We start from the raw sequence: 19,502 nt of genomic DNA, 5'->3' as shown, positions 1-19,502 counted from the left end.
AATCTCAATGAAAAATATTATTCCTCATTTCATTCTTTTTACTCTGTTCTTTTCATTGAATATAACTTTTGGAAGCGACGATAAAAAGCGGGATAATTCGCGGATGCAGAAATCAGAAATAAGGAAACACTTTTTGGATGAAAATCAGTCCAAGAAGACCTCTCGAGGAGTTCCGTTATTTCCAGGTGCCAATCAAGTCGATTTGCTTCGTTCGTTGTTGGATGCACCTCCTGAAAAGCTCAGGATTTTAAGACAAACGATTGAACGAGTTGAGGGTATGAGCCTGGAGCGAAAAAAAGAGATTAAACATCGACTTAGGAGTCTAAGGAATTTAAAGCCTGAGGTCAGAACGAAAGAACTCAAAATGCTTCGTCATCGACAAAATATCCTTGGTAAATATTGGCAAACCCTGGAGCCAGTAAAGCGAAAGGAAGAAATGAGGAAATTTTACAAACTGTGCTTGGCCGACCGGACTCAGTATTTTAATACTATCAAGGCAGAACATTAGTGTAGTCCTCTATACTATGGTTTAAATGTGAATAGGTTTGTTTTCTCTATTGAGAAAATTCTTCAATCCAGTGTTTTTGCCTTGCAGGGTGTGCTTGAAGTTTATTTTATTTTGAAAAATTTAATATTATTCTTTTTTTACCATGACTAAGAGCTACCAAAAAACCTACCACTATTCACGACGCACATTTCTGGGGGCAGCCGCGTCTACTGCGTTTGCTTTTAACTTTTTCCCGTCAAGAGTTTTCGGTGCAAATAGTAAGCTGCAAGTTGCGGGGATCGGAGTGGGGGGAAAGGGGAAGAGTGATTTTGATCATGCAGCGGTTCATGGCGATGTCGTGGCTGCCTGTGATATCGATTCCCGCAGGTTGGATGTAGCGTTAAGAAAGCATCCAGATGCGGTCAAATTTTCTGATTATCGAGAATTACTAAGCCAGTATGGAGATAAGATTGATGCACTTACAGTCAGTACACCAGATCATACCCACGCACCTGCAGCAATGATGGCAATGCAAAAGGGGATCAATGTGTATGTGCAAAAACCGATGACACACACTGTTTGGGAAGCTCGTCAAATGACCACCCTAGCAAATGCAAAGGGAATTTGCACGCAGATGGGAAATCAAGGAACTGCAGAGAATGGCCTTCGTCAAGGAGCGGAATACATTCGTGCCGGAGGATTAGGGAAGGTGAAAGATATACATGCGTGGACAAATCGTCCTGTTTGGCCACAAGCTCCAACAATTACAGCTCGCCCAAGTGAGGCTGAGGATGTACCGAGTCATGTCGATTGGGATTCATTTGTTGGACCTGCACCGATGAGACCCTACCACTCCTGTTATGCACCATTTAAATGGCGAGGATGGTACGATTATGGCACTGGTGCGTTAGGTGATATGGCTTGTCATACCACCAACCTCGCTTTTATGGGATGCGAACTTACCCAGCCGACTAAGGCGGAGTCAGTAAACACGGGTCCTATTAATGATGAGACTTATCCTTCCTGGGCCAGTATTAATCTATATTTCCCCAAGACTGAAAAGCGTGGGCCAATCAAATTCCATTGGTATGAAGGAAAAGTGGGTAATAATGGGAAGGATAATAAAGGAGTGAAGAATCTACCCCCAATGGATCTTTTTCATGGTCAGACTCCTAAAAACAGTGGCCTTCTTATTGTGGGCACAGATGGGATAATGTATTCTCCCAATGATTATGGAGCCGATTGGTTGGTATACAAGGGCGGAAAATGGCACAAGAAAAATGAAGTTGAATTGCCCGAACAATCGATTGCCCGAAATGGTCGAGGAGACGCGGGGATGAAAGAAGAATGGGTGAAGGCAATTCGGGAAAACAAGCCTGAAATTGCTCTCTCCAACTTTAACTATGCCGGGAATTTAACCGAGGCTATTTTATTGGGTAATGTTGCGATGCGAGTGGGTGGAGAATTTAAATGGAATGCCAAAAAACTCACCACTAATCGCAAAGATGCAAATCAATTGATTTCTAAAGCGTATCGCTCCCAGTGGGGTTTTGTACCCGCTTAATACCTTTTTTTCTTTTACTCACTTTAGATTCTTTGCCTTTAGCTTGGCAAATGTATGGTAGTGTAGATTCAATTGTATAGAATTTATTTTATCTGAGCTAATTTCTGATAATTGGCATCGTTCGGGCTATGAAATTTGCTTTTGTAACCTATTGCTTCAATCTATGTAAATCAACCGAGCGTTTTAATTGTAAGCAAGGTAGTAATTGGCTTTTTTCTAATTAAATTGTAATGAATGTACCCTATTATCAAGTAAATGCATTTTGTAAGGATTCCTATTCTGGGAATCCCGCTGGTGTATGTATTTTAAAGGATTGGCTGTCGACTGATGAATTACAAAGTATTGCCGCACAAACACATTTACCTGAAACTGTATTTCTTTTTTTAAATTCCCCCAACCAATGGTCAATCCGTTGGTTCTCTCCGTTAGTAGAAATCGATCTTAGTGGGCACGGGACATTAGCGGCTTCTCATATACTGTTTGAAGAAGGTTTCTCTGAGGGTGCCAAATCAATATGCTTTTCTTCCAGTAGCGGAGAATTAAAAGTAACTAAGCTCGAAAATGGTGCCTTATCTTTGGCACTACCTTCGTTACCATCCCGAATCTGTGTTGCTTCCCCATTACTCGTTGAAGGCTTAGGAGCCTATCCGAATGAAACTTACATCGGTCTAGATTGTTTGTGTGTATTTTCTGATGAATCAATTGTGCTGGATATGCAACCCGATCCCATTCTCTTAAAACGAATTACAGGTGCGCGTGGAATTATTGCTACTGCCTTATCCGCCGACCCCAAGGTTGATTATGTTACGCGCTATTTTGCTCCTGCTTGTGGGGTGGATGAAGACGAGGTGAGCGGTTCAATTCACTGCGTTCTTGTTCCTTACTGGAGTAAAAAGCTTGGGAAGGATACCCTTCGGGCAAAGCAATTATCTCCCCGCGGTACTTCATTCAAATGTGGGGTGAGCAAAAATGGAATATGGGTGGAGGGAAAAGCAGATACTTTTATGAGAGGGCATATCTCAATCTAGTTTTCATTTTTCCTTCGAGAGGAAAATTTTATATGTTTCATCTCAAGTTAGCTTTTGGGGTAACAATTGATTGGACGATTGAAAGAAATTTCACAGGAAAGCCTCAACTCTGGATTAAGAATATGGCTTAATTATAAGCATCATTGCGGATTTTAATTTTAGAAATCTCACTTTGTCCCTTGTCTCAAGATTAATTGAGATCAGTATTGATTATATGCCTTTCTCTTTTCGAAAAATCTCCATCCAGGTTTTCCTCCTCTTTGGTACCTGCTTGCTTCCTTTTCTTTGCGAGGCAGAAAAAACGAAAAAGATTAGTTTTCATGATGATATTCGACCTATTTTTCAGGCCAATTGTAATGGGTGTCACCAACCTGCAAAAATGAAAGGAGATTATTTGATGACTCATTTCCTCTCTTTATTAAAGGGCGGAGAAACAGGTAAACCCGCAGTTGTTCCTGGTAAGCCTTTTGTTAGCTATCTGATCGATCAAATCAAGATTAACCCAGACGGATCTTCCGAGATGCCTAAAGGGAAAAATGCAAAGGCATTGCATCCCACAGAATATAAAAAAATTGTACAGTGGATTGTGGAAGGTGCGAAAGATGATTCTCCTGCCAATTCCGGGCCGAAATACAGCATGGAAAATCTTCCTATCTATGAAATACCGCCATTAATTCTTTCTCTCGATTATTCTCCTGATGGTAAATACCTTGCCCTGTCAGGTTTCCATGAGGCTATTATATACAAATCAGACGGGAGTTCGATTGTAAAAAGATTGGTCGGGATGTCCGAACGGATTGAAGCGGTTACTTTTTCTCCGGATGGAAAGAACCTGGCATTAGCAGGGGGACAACCGGGAAGAATGGGAGAGATCCAAGTTTGGGATTGGAGGGTCCAAAAATTAAAATTATCTCACTCCGTAACTTACGATACGTTATACGGGGTGTCGTGGTCACCGGATGGTACATTGCTTGGTTTTGGAGGGAGTGATTCATCAGTTCGAGTTATTCAGTCCACCGATGGAAAACAAATTTCCTACATGTCTGGACATGATGACTGGGTGAGGGGGACTGTTTTTTCGGAAGATGGAAATTCGATTTTTTCGGTAAGCCGTGACAAAACAGTGAAGCAAACTGATGTAAAAACAGAAAGGTTTATCGGTAATGTAACCACCCACACACCCGGGATTTTGAGTGGAGGACAGAATTCAATCGCGGTACGACCTGGGAAAACCGAGTTATTGGTGGGGGGTGCTGATGGTAAACCAAAATTATTTAGACAGGCGACAAAGGCGGCACCGGCAGGTGGAGGAAATCCCAATCAAATCCGTGAATATAAATCTCAAATTGGACGAATTTTTTCAGTCTGTTTTAATGCAAAAGGAAACCTTGGCTTTGCTGGAAGCAGTTTGAATGGGAAGGGAGAAATTTCTTGCTTTGAGATCGAGTCGGGCAAGGAACTATGGAGGAAGCAAATACCAAATTCTGCCATCTATTCTTTATCCTGCTCACCTGATGGTAAGACCTTGGCATCAGGGGGATATGATGGATTAATTCGTTTACACAAAATATCATCCGGTGAAATCTTTCGAAAATTCATCCCCGTTCCCATTAAGAAAAAGTCCGAACAGGTGAACAATCTACTATTTTCAGTAAAGCAATCTGAACAGTCTTTGGAGGTGACCGAGTCTTTAAGAAAGGGAGCTGAGGTTGAAAACCTTATTCTCGAACCCAAGACTATATCCATTTCCCGGGCAATTGATTATTGCCAACTTTTGCTAAGTGCAGACTTACAAGGAGGAGGAAGAGTGGATGTTACTCGCATGGCAAAATGGAGAGTAAAAGGAGGAATCGGGACTGTGAATAAGAGAGGATTATTTTCACCGAAGAAAGATGGGAGGGGCGTGCTTGTTGCCCATTTTGCAAATCGGGAAGTTTCAATTCCCGTTCAAGTTGCTGGAATGACAGCGAATTGGGAACCTGATTTTATCGAAGACGTAAATCCCATTATTTCTAAGCTTGGTTGTAACTCAGGGACCTGTCATGGGGCAAAAGATGGAAAGAATGGATTCAAACTCTCTCTCCGAGGCTACGATGCATTGTATGATGTTCGTGCATTTACCGATGATATGGCCTGTCGAAGGGTAAGCGTGGCCTCGCCTGATAGTAGCCTTATGCTGTTAAAAGCTTCGGGCAGGGTACCACATGAAGGCGGTCAATTAGTTGATTCTAATTCAAAATACTATCAGGTAATTAAAGCATGGATCGCGAATGGAGCTCCTCTTGCTACTAATGCAGTGCGAGTAAAGAAGATTGAATTATTTCCTCAGGATCCAGTTGTTCAGGAAATTGGCTCGACCCAGCAAATGAGAGTAGTAGCCAGCTTTTCCAATGGTAAGATACGGGATGTTACACACGAGGCATTTGTTACCAGTGGAAATGGAGAAGTAAGCGAGCATGACGAATTGAGTTTAATGACGACACTTCGTAGAGGAGAGGCACCTATATTAGCCCGTTATGAAGGCCGGTATGCCGCAACTACCTTAACGGTCATGGGGGATCGTAAGGGATTTCAATGGAAGGAACCTTCCCACAATAATAAGGTGGATCAATTAGTAGCCCAGAAGTGGAAGCGGATGAAAATACTTCCCTCGCCAATAAGCGGCGATCTTGAGTTTCTTCGTCGGGTTTACCTCGATTTAACTGGTCTCCCTCCGAGTCTTGATCAGGTTTTAGATTTTACCAAGCAAAAAGGAGTTTCCCAGTTGAAACGAGATCAATTGATCGATCAATTAGTAGGGAGTGAAGACTTTCTTGAACACTGGACCAATAAATGGGCCGATTTACTGCAAGTAAATGGAAAGTTTTTGGGACGAGAGGGGGCAACTTCCTTACGCACTTGGATACGGGCAGAAATGGAAAAGAATACTCCCTATGATCAATTTGTTCGAAAAGTAGTAACTGCCTCGGGTTCGAATAAAGAAAATCCGCCCGCATCGTATTTTAAAATCTTGAGAACCCCCGAGGATACTATGGAGAATACAACCCATTTATTCCTCGCTACTCGATTTAACTGTAATAAATGCCATGATCATCCATTTGAAAGATGGACTCAAAACCAGTATTACGAGATGGCCGCCCATTTTGCTCAATTTAAATTGTCAAAGGATCCGGCTTCAGGGAAAAACGAGATTGGTAAGACTGCGGTTGAAAGAGGAAAACCACTTTATGAGTTTGTAAAAGATGTAAAATTCGGAGAAGTGAAACATGAACGCACGGGTGAGGTGGTAGCACCCGATTTTCCTTATCCGGCCGAATTTGCAGAGAAATCTGGAATGTCCAGGCGGGAAAAATTAGCGGCATGGATGACCTCACCCAGTAATGCCTATTTTGCAAAAAGTTATGTGAATCGAATTTGGGGCTATCTTTTCGGGATTGGAATAATCGAACCAATTGATGATATCCGAGCAGGAAACCCTCCCAGTAATCCAAAACTTTTAAGTTATTTAGAGAAAGAGTTTATCAAGAGTGATTTCAATATAAGGCACATCATTAAAATACTATGTAAATCAAGAACATACCAGCTTTCGGTCGGTTCCAATAGCTGGAATGTGGATGATACCATCAATTTTTCTCATGCCCACCCCCGCCGCTTACCTGCCGAGACTCTGCTCGACGCGGTGTATCAAGTAACAGGTTTCAAAAGTAAGTTTCCAGGAGTTCCGGCCGGTACCCGTGCCGCATCGCTGCCAGATGTGGGTATCAAGCTGCCAGATGGTTTTTTGGGAACTTTTGGCCGCCCTGCCCGAGAAACTTCCTGTGAATGCGAACGTAATGGTGAGCTTCAGTTGGGGCCGATTATGGCTCTTGTCAGTGGACCCACAGTAAACAACGCGATTTCAGACCCTAATAATGCAATCACAAAAATGGCCAAGGCTCAACAGGATGACCCCACATTAATAAACGACTTATTTCTTCGTATACTGAACCGTCCGGCAACGGAGAATGAGATCGCACAAAGCCTGCAATTATTTAACGATCAATTGCAGAACGACCATCTGAGTTTGATTAAACAATTGAGAGAAGAAGAGAGGGGTATCAAAGAATCGCTTAACGCAAAAGAAAGAGAGCGAGAACTTGCGATTAGTCAGGCCAGTTCTGAGATTAATGATTACAGGAAAAAAACTGCAAATGCGGTTAAAGTTGCTTCGGAAAAGCGAAAGCTGGAAATCAAAAAAGCAAAAGATGCGGTCACTTTATTTGATCAAACACTCCCGGCAAGATTGTCTAAATGGGAAGATGAGTATTCGAACGGAATAAGTAAGTGGGAAAACTTGAATATGGGGAAAGTTACTTCCCAAATGCCGGGGGTCAAATTCGAGCCTCAAAAAGATGGATCCGTATTCGTAGGTGGCCGAAGTGCAAAGGGTAGTTATGTTGTGAATACCACAACTAATTTATCCTCGATAACAGGAGTCCGAGTGGAGGCGATGACCGATCCAAGGCTTCCCAAGAAAGGCCCGGGACGCTCTCCTGGGGATGGGAATTTTGTTCTTACTGAACTCGAAGTTCATTCAAAACCCTCGCATAATTTAAAAGATTGGGAAGTAAAGGGTGATTGGAGCTTTGGAACAAGGGGAGGGGGAAATAAATGGTCCCCTGGATTACAAACAAATTTTCAAGAATCAAACGACAGCATTCTTTTGTCCCAAAGCATTCCAAGTGGAAAGGTTAGATCGGGAAATTTTTATCATATTGGACCGTTTGTCGGGGTTGGCTTTGATGAAAAAGCGGGGCCGGAAATCGACTATACTTTTGATGAGAATAAGGTTTTTAAGCATGGTGCTATTGAACATAATTGGAAGGTCAGGACAGATTGGAAAGAAGGTGTGTTATATGGCACTGTTTTCTCCGCCGAAAATTCTTCTAATTATTTAATGAAAGTAATTAATGCGGATGCCCCTACAAAAATTCCTTTAAATTTGGGCAGTGATGACGGAATAAAAGTTTATCTTAATGGCCAGTTGGTTTTGGGAAATAATATCGGACGAGGTGCAGCTCCAGATCAGGAAAAAATAACTCTTGCCCTGAATAAAGGACGAAATCTTGTGCTTCTTAAAATTTATAATGGGGGAGGAGCATCAGGGTTTTACTATAAGTCGGGAGCAGAGCAAGTTCCTAAACCCAGTCTGACAATTGATCTTTCCTGTAAAAAGGGAAGTTTTGCGATCGAATTGATGGCGAAGGCAAAGAAATCTGCTGTTGCTCAAGTAGGGTGGAAAACAAAAGCGGAATCCTATTCCCAGAAAAATCTTTCCTCAGGCTTGAAGATTCAAAAATCAAGTGATTGGAAATCATACCGGCTCGATTTTGTTTCACTTCAAGATTTAAAGGGTATTCAGCTTCTACTGGATAATGGAGTAGCAATCCGTTCGCTTAAGCTATATCGAAATGAAGTCCCCCTTAAGCTTTCGTTTGAGAACGCTTTAGCCACATTTAGCCAGGGTGGATACCCGGTTGTATCGGCCGTAGATGGCAAGGTGGCTCCCAGTCGAAATGGGTGGGCAATTTCTCCTCAAATGGGCAATGTCCATTATGCCTCATTTCAGGTTAAGGAAAAAGTTTCATTTAAAGGTCCTGTTCATTTAACTTTTACATTAAAACAGCAGTTTCAAAGTGGTCAGCATTCTCTTGGCCGTTTTAGATTGGCCGTTACCAATGTCCCTCCTCCGGTGTCATATGGATTACCAGAGGAGGTGAAAGATATCTTTGCCGTTGCTAAAAATAACCGTAGTTCGGATCAACTTAAAACCCTTTCCGATGCCTTCAAAAAGAGCAATTCCGAAAGAGTATTGCTTGCCAAGTTGCTTAAGGAGGCAAGCAAGCCACTGCCCAAAGATGCTCAACTGGTAAAATTGGAAGGAATTTTAACGGAGGCAAAAAAGCCGATTCCCTTGCCACCTGAAGTTGCTCGTTTACGCAGAGCCGTTTCACTTAGCAAAGGGCACTTGCAAAATAAAAGGCTGATCGGCGCTCAAGATTTGACTTGGGCCTTAATTAACACACCTGCCTTTCTTTTCAACCGGTAGTGCGAAATAGTTACAACTTTGAAACTTTAAAAAACTAAATTAGGATAATATTATGATTGGAATACCTGGACAATTAGGACGAGATTTATGTGATGCTCACCTGCCGATGAGTCGAAGGGATGTGTTAAAAGTTGGAGGCTCAAGCATGTTAGGTTTATCCCTTGGAGCTATGTTGCAAATGAAAGCATCTGCGAATCCATTGGGTGGAGGTGGCCCGGGTTGGGGGAAAGCGAAGAGTGTGATCATGATATATTTACAGGGCGGACCCAGTCATTTAGACCTTTGGGACCCCAAACCAGATGCACCTGATAATGTACGAAGTATATTTAAACCGATTTCCACTAAGATTCCAGGGGTTAATTTTACTGAGCTTTTACCCCAGTTGGCCAAGGTAAATGATAAGTTCACCATGATGCGCTCAGTCAGTTATACACCGAAAGGACTTTTTAATCATACGGCAGCGATCTACCAAATGATGACGGGGTACACCACAGACAAGGTTAGTCCTTCTGGTCAGCTTGAACCGCCCAGTCCCAAAGACTTTCCTAATTTTGGATCTAATATTATACGGATTAAACCTACTTCAGAGCCAATGCTGCCTTTTGTTATGCTTCCTCGGCCTCTTCAGGAAAGCGGCGTGGTTGGTAAAGGAGGAACCGCTGGTTTCTTGGGCAAAGCTTATGACCCATATACTCTTTATCCGCCGGGTGATGATATGGATATGGAGAAAATGGCCAAAGTTCGGGTAGATGATCTACAGATGAGACCTGATATGTTTGGAGTTCGTTTAAATAGACGGGCTAAATTAAGAGATGCCATGTCCGATGCCATGCCTGTGATTGACAAGGCGGTAGAGAAATACAATTTAAACCAGCACTATGATCGGGCACTTGAATTAGTTGCATCAGGACGTGCGAGGGAAGCATTTGCACTGGATCAGGAACCTGACTCGACTCGAGATTCTTACGGGCGTAATACATTTGGACAGAGTTGTCTCCTCGCCCGTCGTTTGGTGGAGGCGGGAACCCGCGTTGTTGAGGTAATTTGGCCGAAGGTTGCGAATTCGGATAACCACTCCTGGGATACTCACAAGGATTTACCAAAACGAATGAAAAATCAATCTGCCCCTATGCTCGACCGCGGATTATCTGGATTAATGACTGATTTAGACCAGCGTGGCTTGCTTGATGAAACAATGGTCGTGTGCGTTGGAGAATTTGGCAGGAGTCCAGAAAAAGGGGTTAGTACATCAGGGAATGGAAACGATGGAGGGAGTCGTGACCACTGGCCCTATTGTTATACTGGAATAATTGCCGGTGCGGGTATAAAAAGAGGATATGTACATGGTGAGTCTGATAAGACTGGATCTGCTCCGCTGGACAAACCCATTCATCCCCGCGAATTATTGGCAACGATTTATCACGGTTTTGGGATTGATCCGGAAACGATTGTCTACAACCACTTGAATCAACCGCGTGAGTTGGTGAAAGCACAAGCGGTTACTGAGCTTTTCAGTTGATTGGAGAACTCGGTTTCGTTTTTACCTTTTGCTCATGAAAGCACAACTCTTCGCGTTGCGTTTTTTACTAGTACTGGAACTTTTTTGTTTCGTAGCTTGTCGCTCCAGAATTAAACCGGAGAGTGCGGATCGTGAAGTCCGTGAACTTTTGAAAGATGTTCCTGGTTTTAATTGGGAATTAAGTAATAAATCTAGATTGAACCCCCAGCAAAGTACTCCTTTTCCATTCGCTCCTCGCGATGATCCTGATTCGAGAAAGGTTACCGAATTAGTGCAGGAAAAAAGTGCTTATCCGGATGGTAATTCGACTGATTTATTAGTTGGTATTCAATGGAAGGATTCACTTCCAATCGATGAGGTTGGGGTTGTTCCATTGAATTTAGAAAATGCGATGTCCCTAGCGATATTGCATTCATCGGAACTTCAAAGGCAAAAAGAAAACCTCTACCTTTCCGCTTTGGATGTTACCTACGAAAGGTTTCGATTAGAGCCCAATTTATTTGGGGGAGTCTCAGCAGAGGCGGACCAGGAAATGGGAGAAGATGAAGTGGTAATTAAATCACGGACTCAAGTGGGAATTCGCGGGATGGCAGGGCAGGGCGCCAATTGGGTTGTTTCATTAGCCAATCGCCTGACTTTTGATTTAAGTAATGGAGAAGGGAGGGTGGGTGGTTCCTTAGCTAATCTTACTATCACTCAACCCCTTCTTCGTGGTGCGAGTAAACGGGTTTACAAGGAAAGTCTTACTTTGGCTGAACGACAATTATTGGCAGATGCTCGTAGATTAGAGCAATTTCGACAGGGCTTCTTTCTTGATGTAATTACTGGTAGTAATCCAGCGGAAGGAGTTGGTTCTGATGGGATTCCTCGATCCCCGTCTTTTTCAAGTTCTGTATCCGGTTATTTAGGATTGGTTCAAGAGGTACAAAGAATCAGAAATCAAGAAGCAAATGTGGCCAAGTTAAGGGATAGTCTTGTCCAATTGGAATCGGCATTTGAGGCCGGTAGGATTGGAAATCGACTTCAGGTTGATCAGGCAAGACAGGCACTTTATAACGGCCAAAGCGGACTTCTTGCAGCCAAGTCGTCTTTTGATAATAAATTGGATGGCTATAAAATTTTTTTAGGACTCCCTCCTGATTTAATGGTTCGTGTTGAGGATGATTACCTCGAGCATTTTCGCCTGACTGACCCTACTCTTGTAAAGATACAGGATGAAATTAACGAATTACTTCAAATTATTCGTAATCCCGATTTAAATCTCGAACTAGTTCAAATCGAAGATTACGGGAGACAAATAATGGCAATGAAGGATTCTACTGATCAAAGTTTATTTGGATTACAAAAAGATTTGGCAACGCTCGTGATTCAATTACCTCAACGAAAAAAATGGTATGAGAACTTACGCAATCGTTCTGATTTAAAAGAACTAGGAATGGGGAAAAACGCATTTCAAGATAAGGTATTGGAGCAAATGGTTGTGGATTTAAACAACACAAGCGTAAGGCTAAACGAAGAACTTTCCGTTCAATGGGATTTTTTGGATGAGTGGTTCAACTCGTTATCCACAACTCCGCCTGAGAATAAGAGAGGTATTTTGGCAAAACATTTAAATAATTTAACCGGAGTTGTCCTTGAACTTTCCCTTGCCCGTGCATCAGTCCGACTCGAGTCGATCGTGATGATTGAGGTGTCAGTTGATCCCAAGAATGCACATGAGGTTGCATCAAAAGAACGGTTGGACTGGATGAATGCCCGGGCAGCCTTAGTCAATACTTGGAGAATGTCGGATTTAGCTAGGGATGATTTACGTACAGATTTAGATCTTGTTTTATCCGGCGACCTTGGCTCAGATTCAATGAACTCGGGTCATTTCAACTCACATGAAGGAAGGGTGCAGTTGGGGATAGAGTTAGACACTCCTCTCTCGAAAGTTCGTGAACGCAATCGATACCAAGCTTCTTTAATTCAATACCAACAAGCGAGACGTCAATATTTAGCCTTTGAGGACAGTGTTTTACGATCACTGCGTCAACATTCACGAATGTCTAAACTCTATCAGTTGAATTTCGAACTGAGTCGTGCCGCTGTTCGTGGTGCAATTGCACAAGTAGACTTAGCTCGTCTACGTCTGAATGAACCTCCCCAACCTGGAAAGAATTCTCAGTTTGGTGCCACGACTGCTCGTGATTTGGTAAATGCATTAAATGATTTATTGGAAGCGAGTAATTCTTTTTTGAGCGTTTGGATTGGCTATGAAGCGATGCGGATGAGGCTTACTTACGACTTGGGAGCAATGCGACTCGCAGAGAATGGTCTATGGTTAGACGGTGGACCTGTTTTATCACCGTAACCTCCTTTATCAAAAGTAATGGATTCCTTGATCCTAACTTGCTGAATTTTTAATTGTAGATTATTAAGGTTTGTTATTATGTTTCCAAAATCAAAAGCTGGTTTTATTTCGACCAAAGCACTCTTGGGCTTTGTGGGAGCCGGAATGCTTTCTTTTGCTTGGTGGATTACCGGAGATGAGTCGGAGGATAGCTTTGCCATTCAACCCCTCTGGGAAGAGGCTCGAGTGGCTGAGTTTGTTCTTGAAATAACAGAGCCAGGCGAGGTCGAAAGTGCAGAGAATATTGAAATTCGCTGCGAGGTTCGAAGTAGAAGTTCATCGGGGATTAGTATTTTGGAAATCGTTCCGGAGGGAACTCTCGTGAAGAAAGGCGATTTTTTAGTCCGACTTGATGATGCGGCACTTCAAAAAGACTTACTTCAACAGCGAATCGCGGTTTATCAATCTCGTGCGTCCTTGGTAAAAGCACGAGCAGATTTGGAGGCAGCAGAATTGTCTTTAGACGAATACTTATCGGGTTCATTTAAGCAAGAGGAAGAACAGCTCGAAAGTTCAGAGTTTGTGGGTAAAGAGAATCTTCGAAGAGCGGAGGAATATTTTCTATACAGTAAACGTTTAGCAGTGAAGGGGTATGTTTCCGCAGCTCAATTAGAAGCCGACCAATTTGCAGTAGAAAAGGCACGTAAAGAACTCGACCTCGCTCAAACCAAGCTGGAAGTCCTTCGGGTCCATTCCAAAAAAGCAAAAGTGAATGATCTAAACGCATCGATTCATACTTCAGAAGCAAAACTTAAGTCGGTAGAAAATTCTTATGAATTAGAATGTGCCAGAGAGAAAGAAATTAACGAGCAGATTAAAAAGTGTATTATCAATTCTCCATCAAGCGGAGCAGTTACTTATGCGAATCGTTCGAATTCAGGTTCGGATGATGGTATTCTTATTGAAGAAGGGAAATTAGTTCGAGAACGTCAAAAAATTATTCGCTTACCGGACGCATCACTCATGCGTGTTATTGCAAAAGTGAATGAAAATCGGGTGGAACAGATAAAGAAGGGAATGACGTGCTCGATCAGCATCGATGCGTTGCGTGGAATTGACCTAACTGGCGAGGTTGAATCGGTAAGCGAGTATCCGCTTCCCTCCGTGAGCCGTTATACCTCGCACATTAAAGAGTATGCGACTCATGTATTAATTGATAACCCGCCAGATGGAATTCGATCCGGTATGTCAGCAAAAGTATCAGTCCTGTCCGAAAGGATAGATCGGGCTTTACAAATTCCATTAACCGCAGTTTTCCTTAAAAATGGAAAAGCATACTGCTTCGTCAGTATTGTCGGTAAAGATGACTTTGCCTTACGTACATTGGAGCTGGGGCCTAAAAATTTGAGTAGGGTTGTAATACTGAAAGGATTACAAGAAGGTGAAAAAGTATTGGTTAATCCCGATTCTTTTATTGAACAGTATGCCCATTGGTTTACTGATGATGTGACTGCAGGTTAAGTAAGTTTTTTGCATTATTTTAATCAATGAGCTTTGCTTTTTCGGTTCGATCTCTGTCCAAAATCTATCAAATGGGCGAGGAAGAGGTCAAAGCCCTTGATTCAGTTGATTTAAATGTACCTGCAGGGGATTATGTCGCCATTATGGGACCATCAGGGTCGGGAAAAAGTACACTACTCAATTTATTAGGTTGTTTAGACCGAGCTACGGAAGGTTTTTATGAAGTGAATGGCTGTGAAGTCACTCAATTATCTGATAACGAACTATCTCAAGTACGAGGGCAATCAATTGGATTTGTTTTTCAATCCTATAATTTAATACCTTATTTAAATGTATTAGAAAATATAAGAATGCCCAGGGCTTATCTTCGGGGAGATAACGATAGTTTGTCAGAAGCTAAAGAACTTGCGGAGAGAGTAGGTTTGGGGGATCGTTTAAATCACCGCCCGCAGGAACTTTCGGGCGGTCAACAACAACGGGTTGGCATTGCCCGTTCGTTATCTAGTAATCCCGCCTTTTTATTGGCTGATGAACCGACTGGAAATTTGGATAGTAAGACGACCGAAGAAATCCTTCGTTTATTGGATCAGTTAAATGAGGAGGGTAAAACAGTGGTATTAGTGACACATGAAGATGAAGTTGCCCGCCGGGCCCGTCGAATTATTCGAATGAAGGATGGAAGGATTGTAGAAGATATCCGCACCCATCAGCCAGTTACTGTTAGAACAACCGTATCTCAATCAAAACCAAAAGTGGTAATTTCCTGGGGGCAACGACTATCCCGGTTTTGGCATAATCTTGGAAAAGCCGCACTGTTGAGCATTTGGACTCATCCAATGCGTTCCTTACTCACTGGCTTAGGAGTTTTTATCGGAGTTGTGAGTGTGGTTTGGCTACTTGCAATCGGGGAAGGAATTGCAGAAAAAGCAGAAGGTGAGATTATGGCACTCGGTGCAAATAACCTGATTCTTTCCTCAAAACGACCGCCTGAGTCAGAGCGAAAAAGCAAAGGGAACTATTTTTATTCCTATGGCATTACCGCAAATGATTTAAAGAAGATTACAGAGTTAATTCCACACCTATCCGCGATTTATCCCACTCGTGAACTTAATAATCGTCAGGTTTTTACAAAAGAAGGAAAGACAAGGGCTGAATTGCTAGGTTGTAATCCAAACTACCAAAAACTACATAATTTAGAAGTAAGCAAGGGTAGGTTTTTATCCGAATTCGATAATCAAGAATCGGCGGAAGTTTGTGTTTTAGCTACAGGCTTGGCTAAAACACTCTTTCCCTTTGGTGATTCCGTTGGGAATACTGTGAATATATCGGGCAATTTGTACACTGTTGTCGGTGAGGTGAGTCCTAAGACTGAATTGAAGGATACTGATAAACTGGGCTTTAAGGAATTATTTGATGATAATGTATACTTACCCCTTCAAACTGTTTGGAATAAAGTATTTGATTATTACTTCCGTGGGTATGACGGCACGCCTTTGGTTTCTAAGATCACGGTTACTTTGGAAGATCCAAATAAATTAATGACCGTTGCCCAAATGCTTCGTGATTTTTTCGCCAAAGAACATGACATGGAAGATTATCAACTCGCGATTCCATTGGAATTAATGGAGCAGGCAGAAAAAGCCCGGCTTACATTTGTTGCATTAATGGGACTTGTGGCAGGAATTTCTCTACTTGTTGGGGGTATTGGAATTATGAATATTATGATGGCCACCGTTACGGAGAGAACTCGTGAGATTGGGATTCGACGAGCATTGGGTGCTAGAAAATCCGATATTACTCTACAGTTCCTCATTGAGACTGTGGCCTTGTCTGGCCTGGGTGGATTATTAGGTATTGTCGCTGGATTTCTTTGCGAGCCAGCGTATGACTTTGGACTTGGTTTATTGGAAAAATTTACTCCAACCATTTTTGAATCTCTCCCTCCTTCGATGAAAAATATGACTCCGGAATTGGTACTTTGGTCATTACCCCTCGTTTTTCTAACTGCGGTTTTAACGGGTATTATTTTTGGGATTTACCCCGCTCGAAAAGCTTCTGAAATGAGCCCAGTTGACGCCTTAAGGCACGCGAGTTAATAAACTAGTTTACAGGGAATCCCTGTCTGCAGACAGGACGGATAAATCTTTGGTAGGCTTCTTTTCCAATGGAAGTGTAGCGCGAATTGGTGCTGGCAGGCCAAGGACCTCCATGATGTGTAGCGGGTCCAGGTGTTACCCCGGGAGGAAAACCATTCCACACCATTCGTCCCACTTTTGATTCGAGTTTTTGGGTTATTCTCTGAGCCAAAGGATACTCCTTTTTTGAACAATGAATACTGGCGGTTAAACTACCTTCACATGAATCTATGCACTGAAATAGGGAGTTCTCATCCTTACATTTAATCAATAATGACGCGGGCCCAAACGCTTCAGTTCTCAAGTCGGTGTTTTGAATAAATTCAGTTGAGTCCAGTTCGAAAATTCTACAATAAGCTGGATTTTTAATACTAGTCAGTTGATTGTCATTAGTGGCCAATAAAGAAAGTTTTTGCTTAAGGAAATGAACTCCTTTTTCAAAATTCTCATAAACATCAGAATTAAGCATGGGGAGAATTTCTTGGCGTTCTACATTTTCCTTGATCTGATTAAGAAAGGGTGTGTTGCAATTTGAATCGATAATGAACAGGGCGCCCGGTTTTGTACACATTTGCCCCGCAAACAGAGTAACTGCTTGGATATAATCCGATGCAAGTTGTTCGGGGTGCTGTTCAACCTTGTGGGGGAGGGCGATTACAGGATTCAGGCTTCCCATCTCTCCATGAAAAGGAATGGGTTTTTTTCGTTGGGATGAAAGTTTAGACAATTTGGCTCCGCCCCGGAGCGATCCAGTAAAGGCAACGCATGAAGTATTGGGATGGGTTACTAAATTTTGTGTCACCTTATAATTTTGACCATGAATAAGTTGAAATGTCCCTAATGGAATTTCAGATTGCTTCATTACTTTGATGACAATATCGGCAAGGAATTGACAGGTTTGAGGATGAGCCGGATGAGCTTTAACTACTACCGTGCAACCAACAGAAAGGGCAGAAATTGTATCAGTTCCGATCACGGATATGGCGAGAGGGAAATTACATGCTCCAATTACAAGAACTGGACCGATTGGAATATTATTAGTAATTAGGCGGGGTGCATTAATTTTACCACCAACACTTTGAGTCGGCAGGTTATGCCATTCCTCAGATCTCGCAAGTTTTGCAAAAGTATGAATTTCTGAAACTGTACGAGACAATTCCATTTCCAGTCGTGTTTTGCCTAGACAAGTTTCATTTTGGGCAATCGTGACGATATCGTTACTGTTTTTTTCTACCTCATTACCGATTTTCTCGAGGAATTTTGCCCGGCTTAAACCATCTAATTTTCGAAACTTATTAAATGCTTGTTCGGCAAGTAATAAAGACTGATTAATTTCCTGTTTCGATGCGTCCGAGAAAAGAACTGGCACGGTCCTTAAAGATACATGCTTTCGTAGATATCCGCGATATTGCGGATGGCAAGAGCGTAGGCAGCAGTTCTTCGATCATTAATTTTACTATTTGAAAGCTCCTGTTCTTTTATTTGTGAATAAGCAACTCTCATGGTGTCGTCCAATCCTGACCGAACGAGGTCAATTTCATTAGGTCCAGCGAGTAATTTATTTTTAGCAGCTTCGGCAATCGATTTTCCAATTCCACTTTCAATGGCCTCAATAATTTTTTGCCCTTGGGCCTCAACAAAGCGTCTATCCATTCGGCCAAATCGAACATGAGACAGATTTTTGAGCCATTCAAAATAAGATACTGTAACTCCACCTGCATTTAGATAGGCATCGGGTATAATAAAAATTCCTTTTTCGTTCAGAATTTGATCCGCTTCGTAAGTAACCGGGCCATTTGCAGCTTCAGCTACAACTTTTGCTTTTATTCGCGGTGCATTTATGTGAGTAATGACTCCCTCCATTGCGGCCGGTATAAGAATATCACATGGATGTTCGAGAACGTCATTTCCATTCTTAACGAATTGTGAACCAGGGAATCCCTCTACTTTTCCATGTTCTAATTTATACTTTGAAACCGCTTCTACATCCAAGCCTTTTTCATCAATAATCGCACCATCACGTTCTAGAATCGCAATAATTAAAGCTCCGTCTTCTTCCCTTAGAAATTTGGCAGCATGGTAGCCAACATTTCCCAGACCTTGGATGATAATTTTTTTTCCAGCTAAGGAGCCATCTAATTTTGCCTTTGCTATATCATCTGGGTGCCTGAAAAATTCCTGGAGTCCAAATTGCACTCCCCTGCCAGTTGCTTCCATTCTGCCTTCTACGCCTCCAAAGTGAACCGGTTTTCCAGTCACGCATCCTTGTGCATTTATATCAGAGGGGTGAAGCTTTTGATATTCATCCGCAATCCAAGACATCATTCTTTGCCCCGTGCCCATATCGGGGGCCGGTACATTGATTCCTGGTCCGAGTAGCCCTCTTTTATCCAATTCCTGAGCAAATCGCCTTGTTATGTGTTCGAGTTCCTCAATCGAATATTTTTTTGGATCTATTTTGAGAGCACCTTTCGAGCCTGCATAGGGAACACTTACTATCGAGCATTTGTAGGTCATTAGAGCCGCGAGTGCTTCCACTTCCTGCTGGTCCGCAAATGGTGCGTATCGGATTCCTCCTTTTGCTGGTAGAACATGCTCACTATGTGTTGCTCTCCAACCGGTAAAGATTTCGTAACCACCCTGTATCTCAACTCCAAATTTCATTTCGCAAATTGCGTTACAAGTACGAATTTGCCTGGCAAGCCCTTTGGGTAAATCCAATGCAGAAGCTGCTTGGTTAAAACTGCGATCTACACTCTGAAGAAATGTGGTTGGGTTCTCTATACTCATAGTGAATTCCTGAAGTAATTTTTTATATCAGGCAAACT

At 42.4% G+C, this 19,502-nt stretch carries 10 protein-coding genes and 1 pseudogene; 9 read left to right on the top strand and 2 right to left on the bottom strand.

What is annotated here, in order from left to right:
• Positions 1 to 7: 7 nt before the first annotated feature.
• The 9 genes and pseudogenes from ACKPQ5_RS00575 (at position 8) to ACKPQ5_RS00535 (ending at position 16,635) form a co-directional block, all read left to right on the top strand.
• Positions 8 to 508, top strand: a complete 501-nt coding sequence (locus tag ACKPQ5_RS00575) for a hypothetical protein (protein WP_407677138.1) — start codon at positions 8 to 10, stop codon at positions 506 to 508.
• 142 nt (positions 509 to 650) lie between these two features.
• The gene (locus ACKPQ5_RS00570) at positions 651 to 2,051 is read left to right on the top strand and encodes a Gfo/Idh/MocA family protein (protein ID WP_407677137.1); all 1,401 of its coding nucleotides are present in this window, start codon (positions 651 to 653) and stop codon (positions 2,049 to 2,051) included.
• 230 nt (positions 2,052 to 2,281) lie between these two features.
• Complete coding sequence (locus ACKPQ5_RS00565; protein WP_407677136.1) at positions 2,282 to 3,079, top strand: PhzF family phenazine biosynthesis protein; 798 nt, start codon at positions 2,282 to 2,284, stop codon at positions 3,077 to 3,079.
• Positions 3,080 to 3,293: 214 nt separating this feature from the next.
• Complete coding sequence (locus tag ACKPQ5_RS00560) at positions 3,294 to 9,167, top strand: DUF1549 domain-containing protein (protein ID WP_407677135.1); 5,874 nt, start codon at positions 3,294 to 3,296, stop codon at positions 9,165 to 9,167.
• Between the two features lie 52 nt (positions 9,168 to 9,219).
• A complete protein-coding gene (locus ACKPQ5_RS00555; protein ID WP_407677134.1) occupies positions 9,220 to 10,686 on the top strand; it encodes a DUF1501 domain-containing protein in 1,467 nt (488 codons plus the stop codon).
• Positions 10,687 to 10,720: 34 nt separating this feature from the next.
• Positions 10,721 to 13,039, top strand: a complete 2,319-nt coding sequence (locus tag ACKPQ5_RS00550) for a hypothetical protein (RefSeq protein ID WP_407677133.1) — start codon at positions 10,721 to 10,723, stop codon at positions 13,037 to 13,039.
• A gap of 78 nt (positions 13,040 to 13,117) precedes the next feature.
• Positions 13,118 to 14,539 carry an efflux RND transporter periplasmic adaptor subunit gene (locus ACKPQ5_RS00545; protein WP_407677132.1) on the top strand — a complete coding sequence of 474 codons (1,422 nt, stop codon included), beginning with the start codon at positions 13,118 to 13,120 and terminating at the stop codon, positions 14,537 to 14,539.
• A 26-nt stretch (positions 14,540 to 14,565) separates the two neighbouring features.
• Positions 14,566 to 15,018: pseudogene (locus ACKPQ5_RS00540) on the top strand (ABC transporter ATP-binding protein); the annotation flags it as partial.
• Between the two features lie 189 nt (positions 15,019 to 15,207).
• Positions 15,208 to 16,635, top strand: a complete 1,428-nt coding sequence (locus tag ACKPQ5_RS00535; protein ID WP_407677145.1) for an ABC transporter permease — start codon at positions 15,208 to 15,210, stop codon at positions 16,633 to 16,635.
• Positions 16,636 to 16,639: 4 nt separating this feature from the next.
• Here the strand turns inward: ACKPQ5_RS00535 and ACKPQ5_RS00530 are convergent, their stop codons facing one another.
• Entirely contained in the window at positions 16,640 to 18,043 is a 1,404-nt protein-coding gene (locus tag ACKPQ5_RS00530; RefSeq protein WP_407677131.1) for an aldehyde dehydrogenase family protein, read from the bottom strand.
• A 5-nt stretch (positions 18,044 to 18,048) separates the two neighbouring features.
• Positions 18,049 to 19,464: a Glu/Leu/Phe/Val family dehydrogenase gene (locus ACKPQ5_RS00525; RefSeq protein ID WP_407677130.1), complete on the bottom strand. Its 1,416-nt coding sequence runs from the start codon at positions 19,462 to 19,464 to the stop codon at positions 18,049 to 18,051.
• Positions 19,465 to 19,502: the final 38 nt, after the last annotated feature.

Origin of the sequence: Candidatus Seribacter sulfatis, assembly GCF_964187635.1 — a bacterium.
GTDB lineage: Bacteria > Verrucomicrobiota > Verrucomicrobiia > Opitutales > Seribacteraceae > Seribacter > Seribacter sulfatis.
Note: the sequence above shows the minus strand (reverse complement) of the source record. Positions and strands in the feature narration are given on the sequence as shown.

Bases quoted from the DNA above. Each gene is read 5' to 3' on its own strand.
- ACKPQ5_RS00575 (WP_407677138.1), top strand. From the start codon at position 8: ATGAAAAATATTATTCCTCATTTCATTCTTTTTACTCTGTTCTTTTCA.
- ACKPQ5_RS00570 (WP_407677137.1), top strand. From the start codon at position 651: ATGACTAAGAGCTACCAAAAAACCTACCACTATTCACGACGCACATTT.
- ACKPQ5_RS00565 (WP_407677136.1), top strand. From the start codon at position 2,282: ATGAATGTACCCTATTATCAAGTAAATGCATTTTGTAAGGATTCCTAT.
- ACKPQ5_RS00560 (WP_407677135.1), top strand. From the start codon at position 3,294: ATGCCTTTCTCTTTTCGAAAAATCTCCATCCAGGTTTTCCTCCTCTTT.
- ACKPQ5_RS00555 (WP_407677134.1), top strand. From the start codon at position 9,220: ATGATTGGAATACCTGGACAATTAGGACGAGATTTATGTGATGCTCAC.
- ACKPQ5_RS00550 (WP_407677133.1), top strand. From the start codon at position 10,721: ATGAAAGCACAACTCTTCGCGTTGCGTTTTTTACTAGTACTGGAACTT.
- ACKPQ5_RS00545 (WP_407677132.1), top strand. From the start codon at position 13,118: ATGTTTCCAAAATCAAAAGCTGGTTTTATTTCGACCAAAGCACTCTTG.
- ACKPQ5_RS00535 (WP_407677145.1), top strand. From the start codon at position 15,208: ATGAAGGATGGAAGGATTGTAGAAGATATCCGCACCCATCAGCCAGTT.
- ACKPQ5_RS00525 (WP_407677130.1), bottom strand. From the start codon at position 19,464: ATGAGTATAGAGAACCCAACCACATTTCTTCAGAGTGTAGATCGCAGT.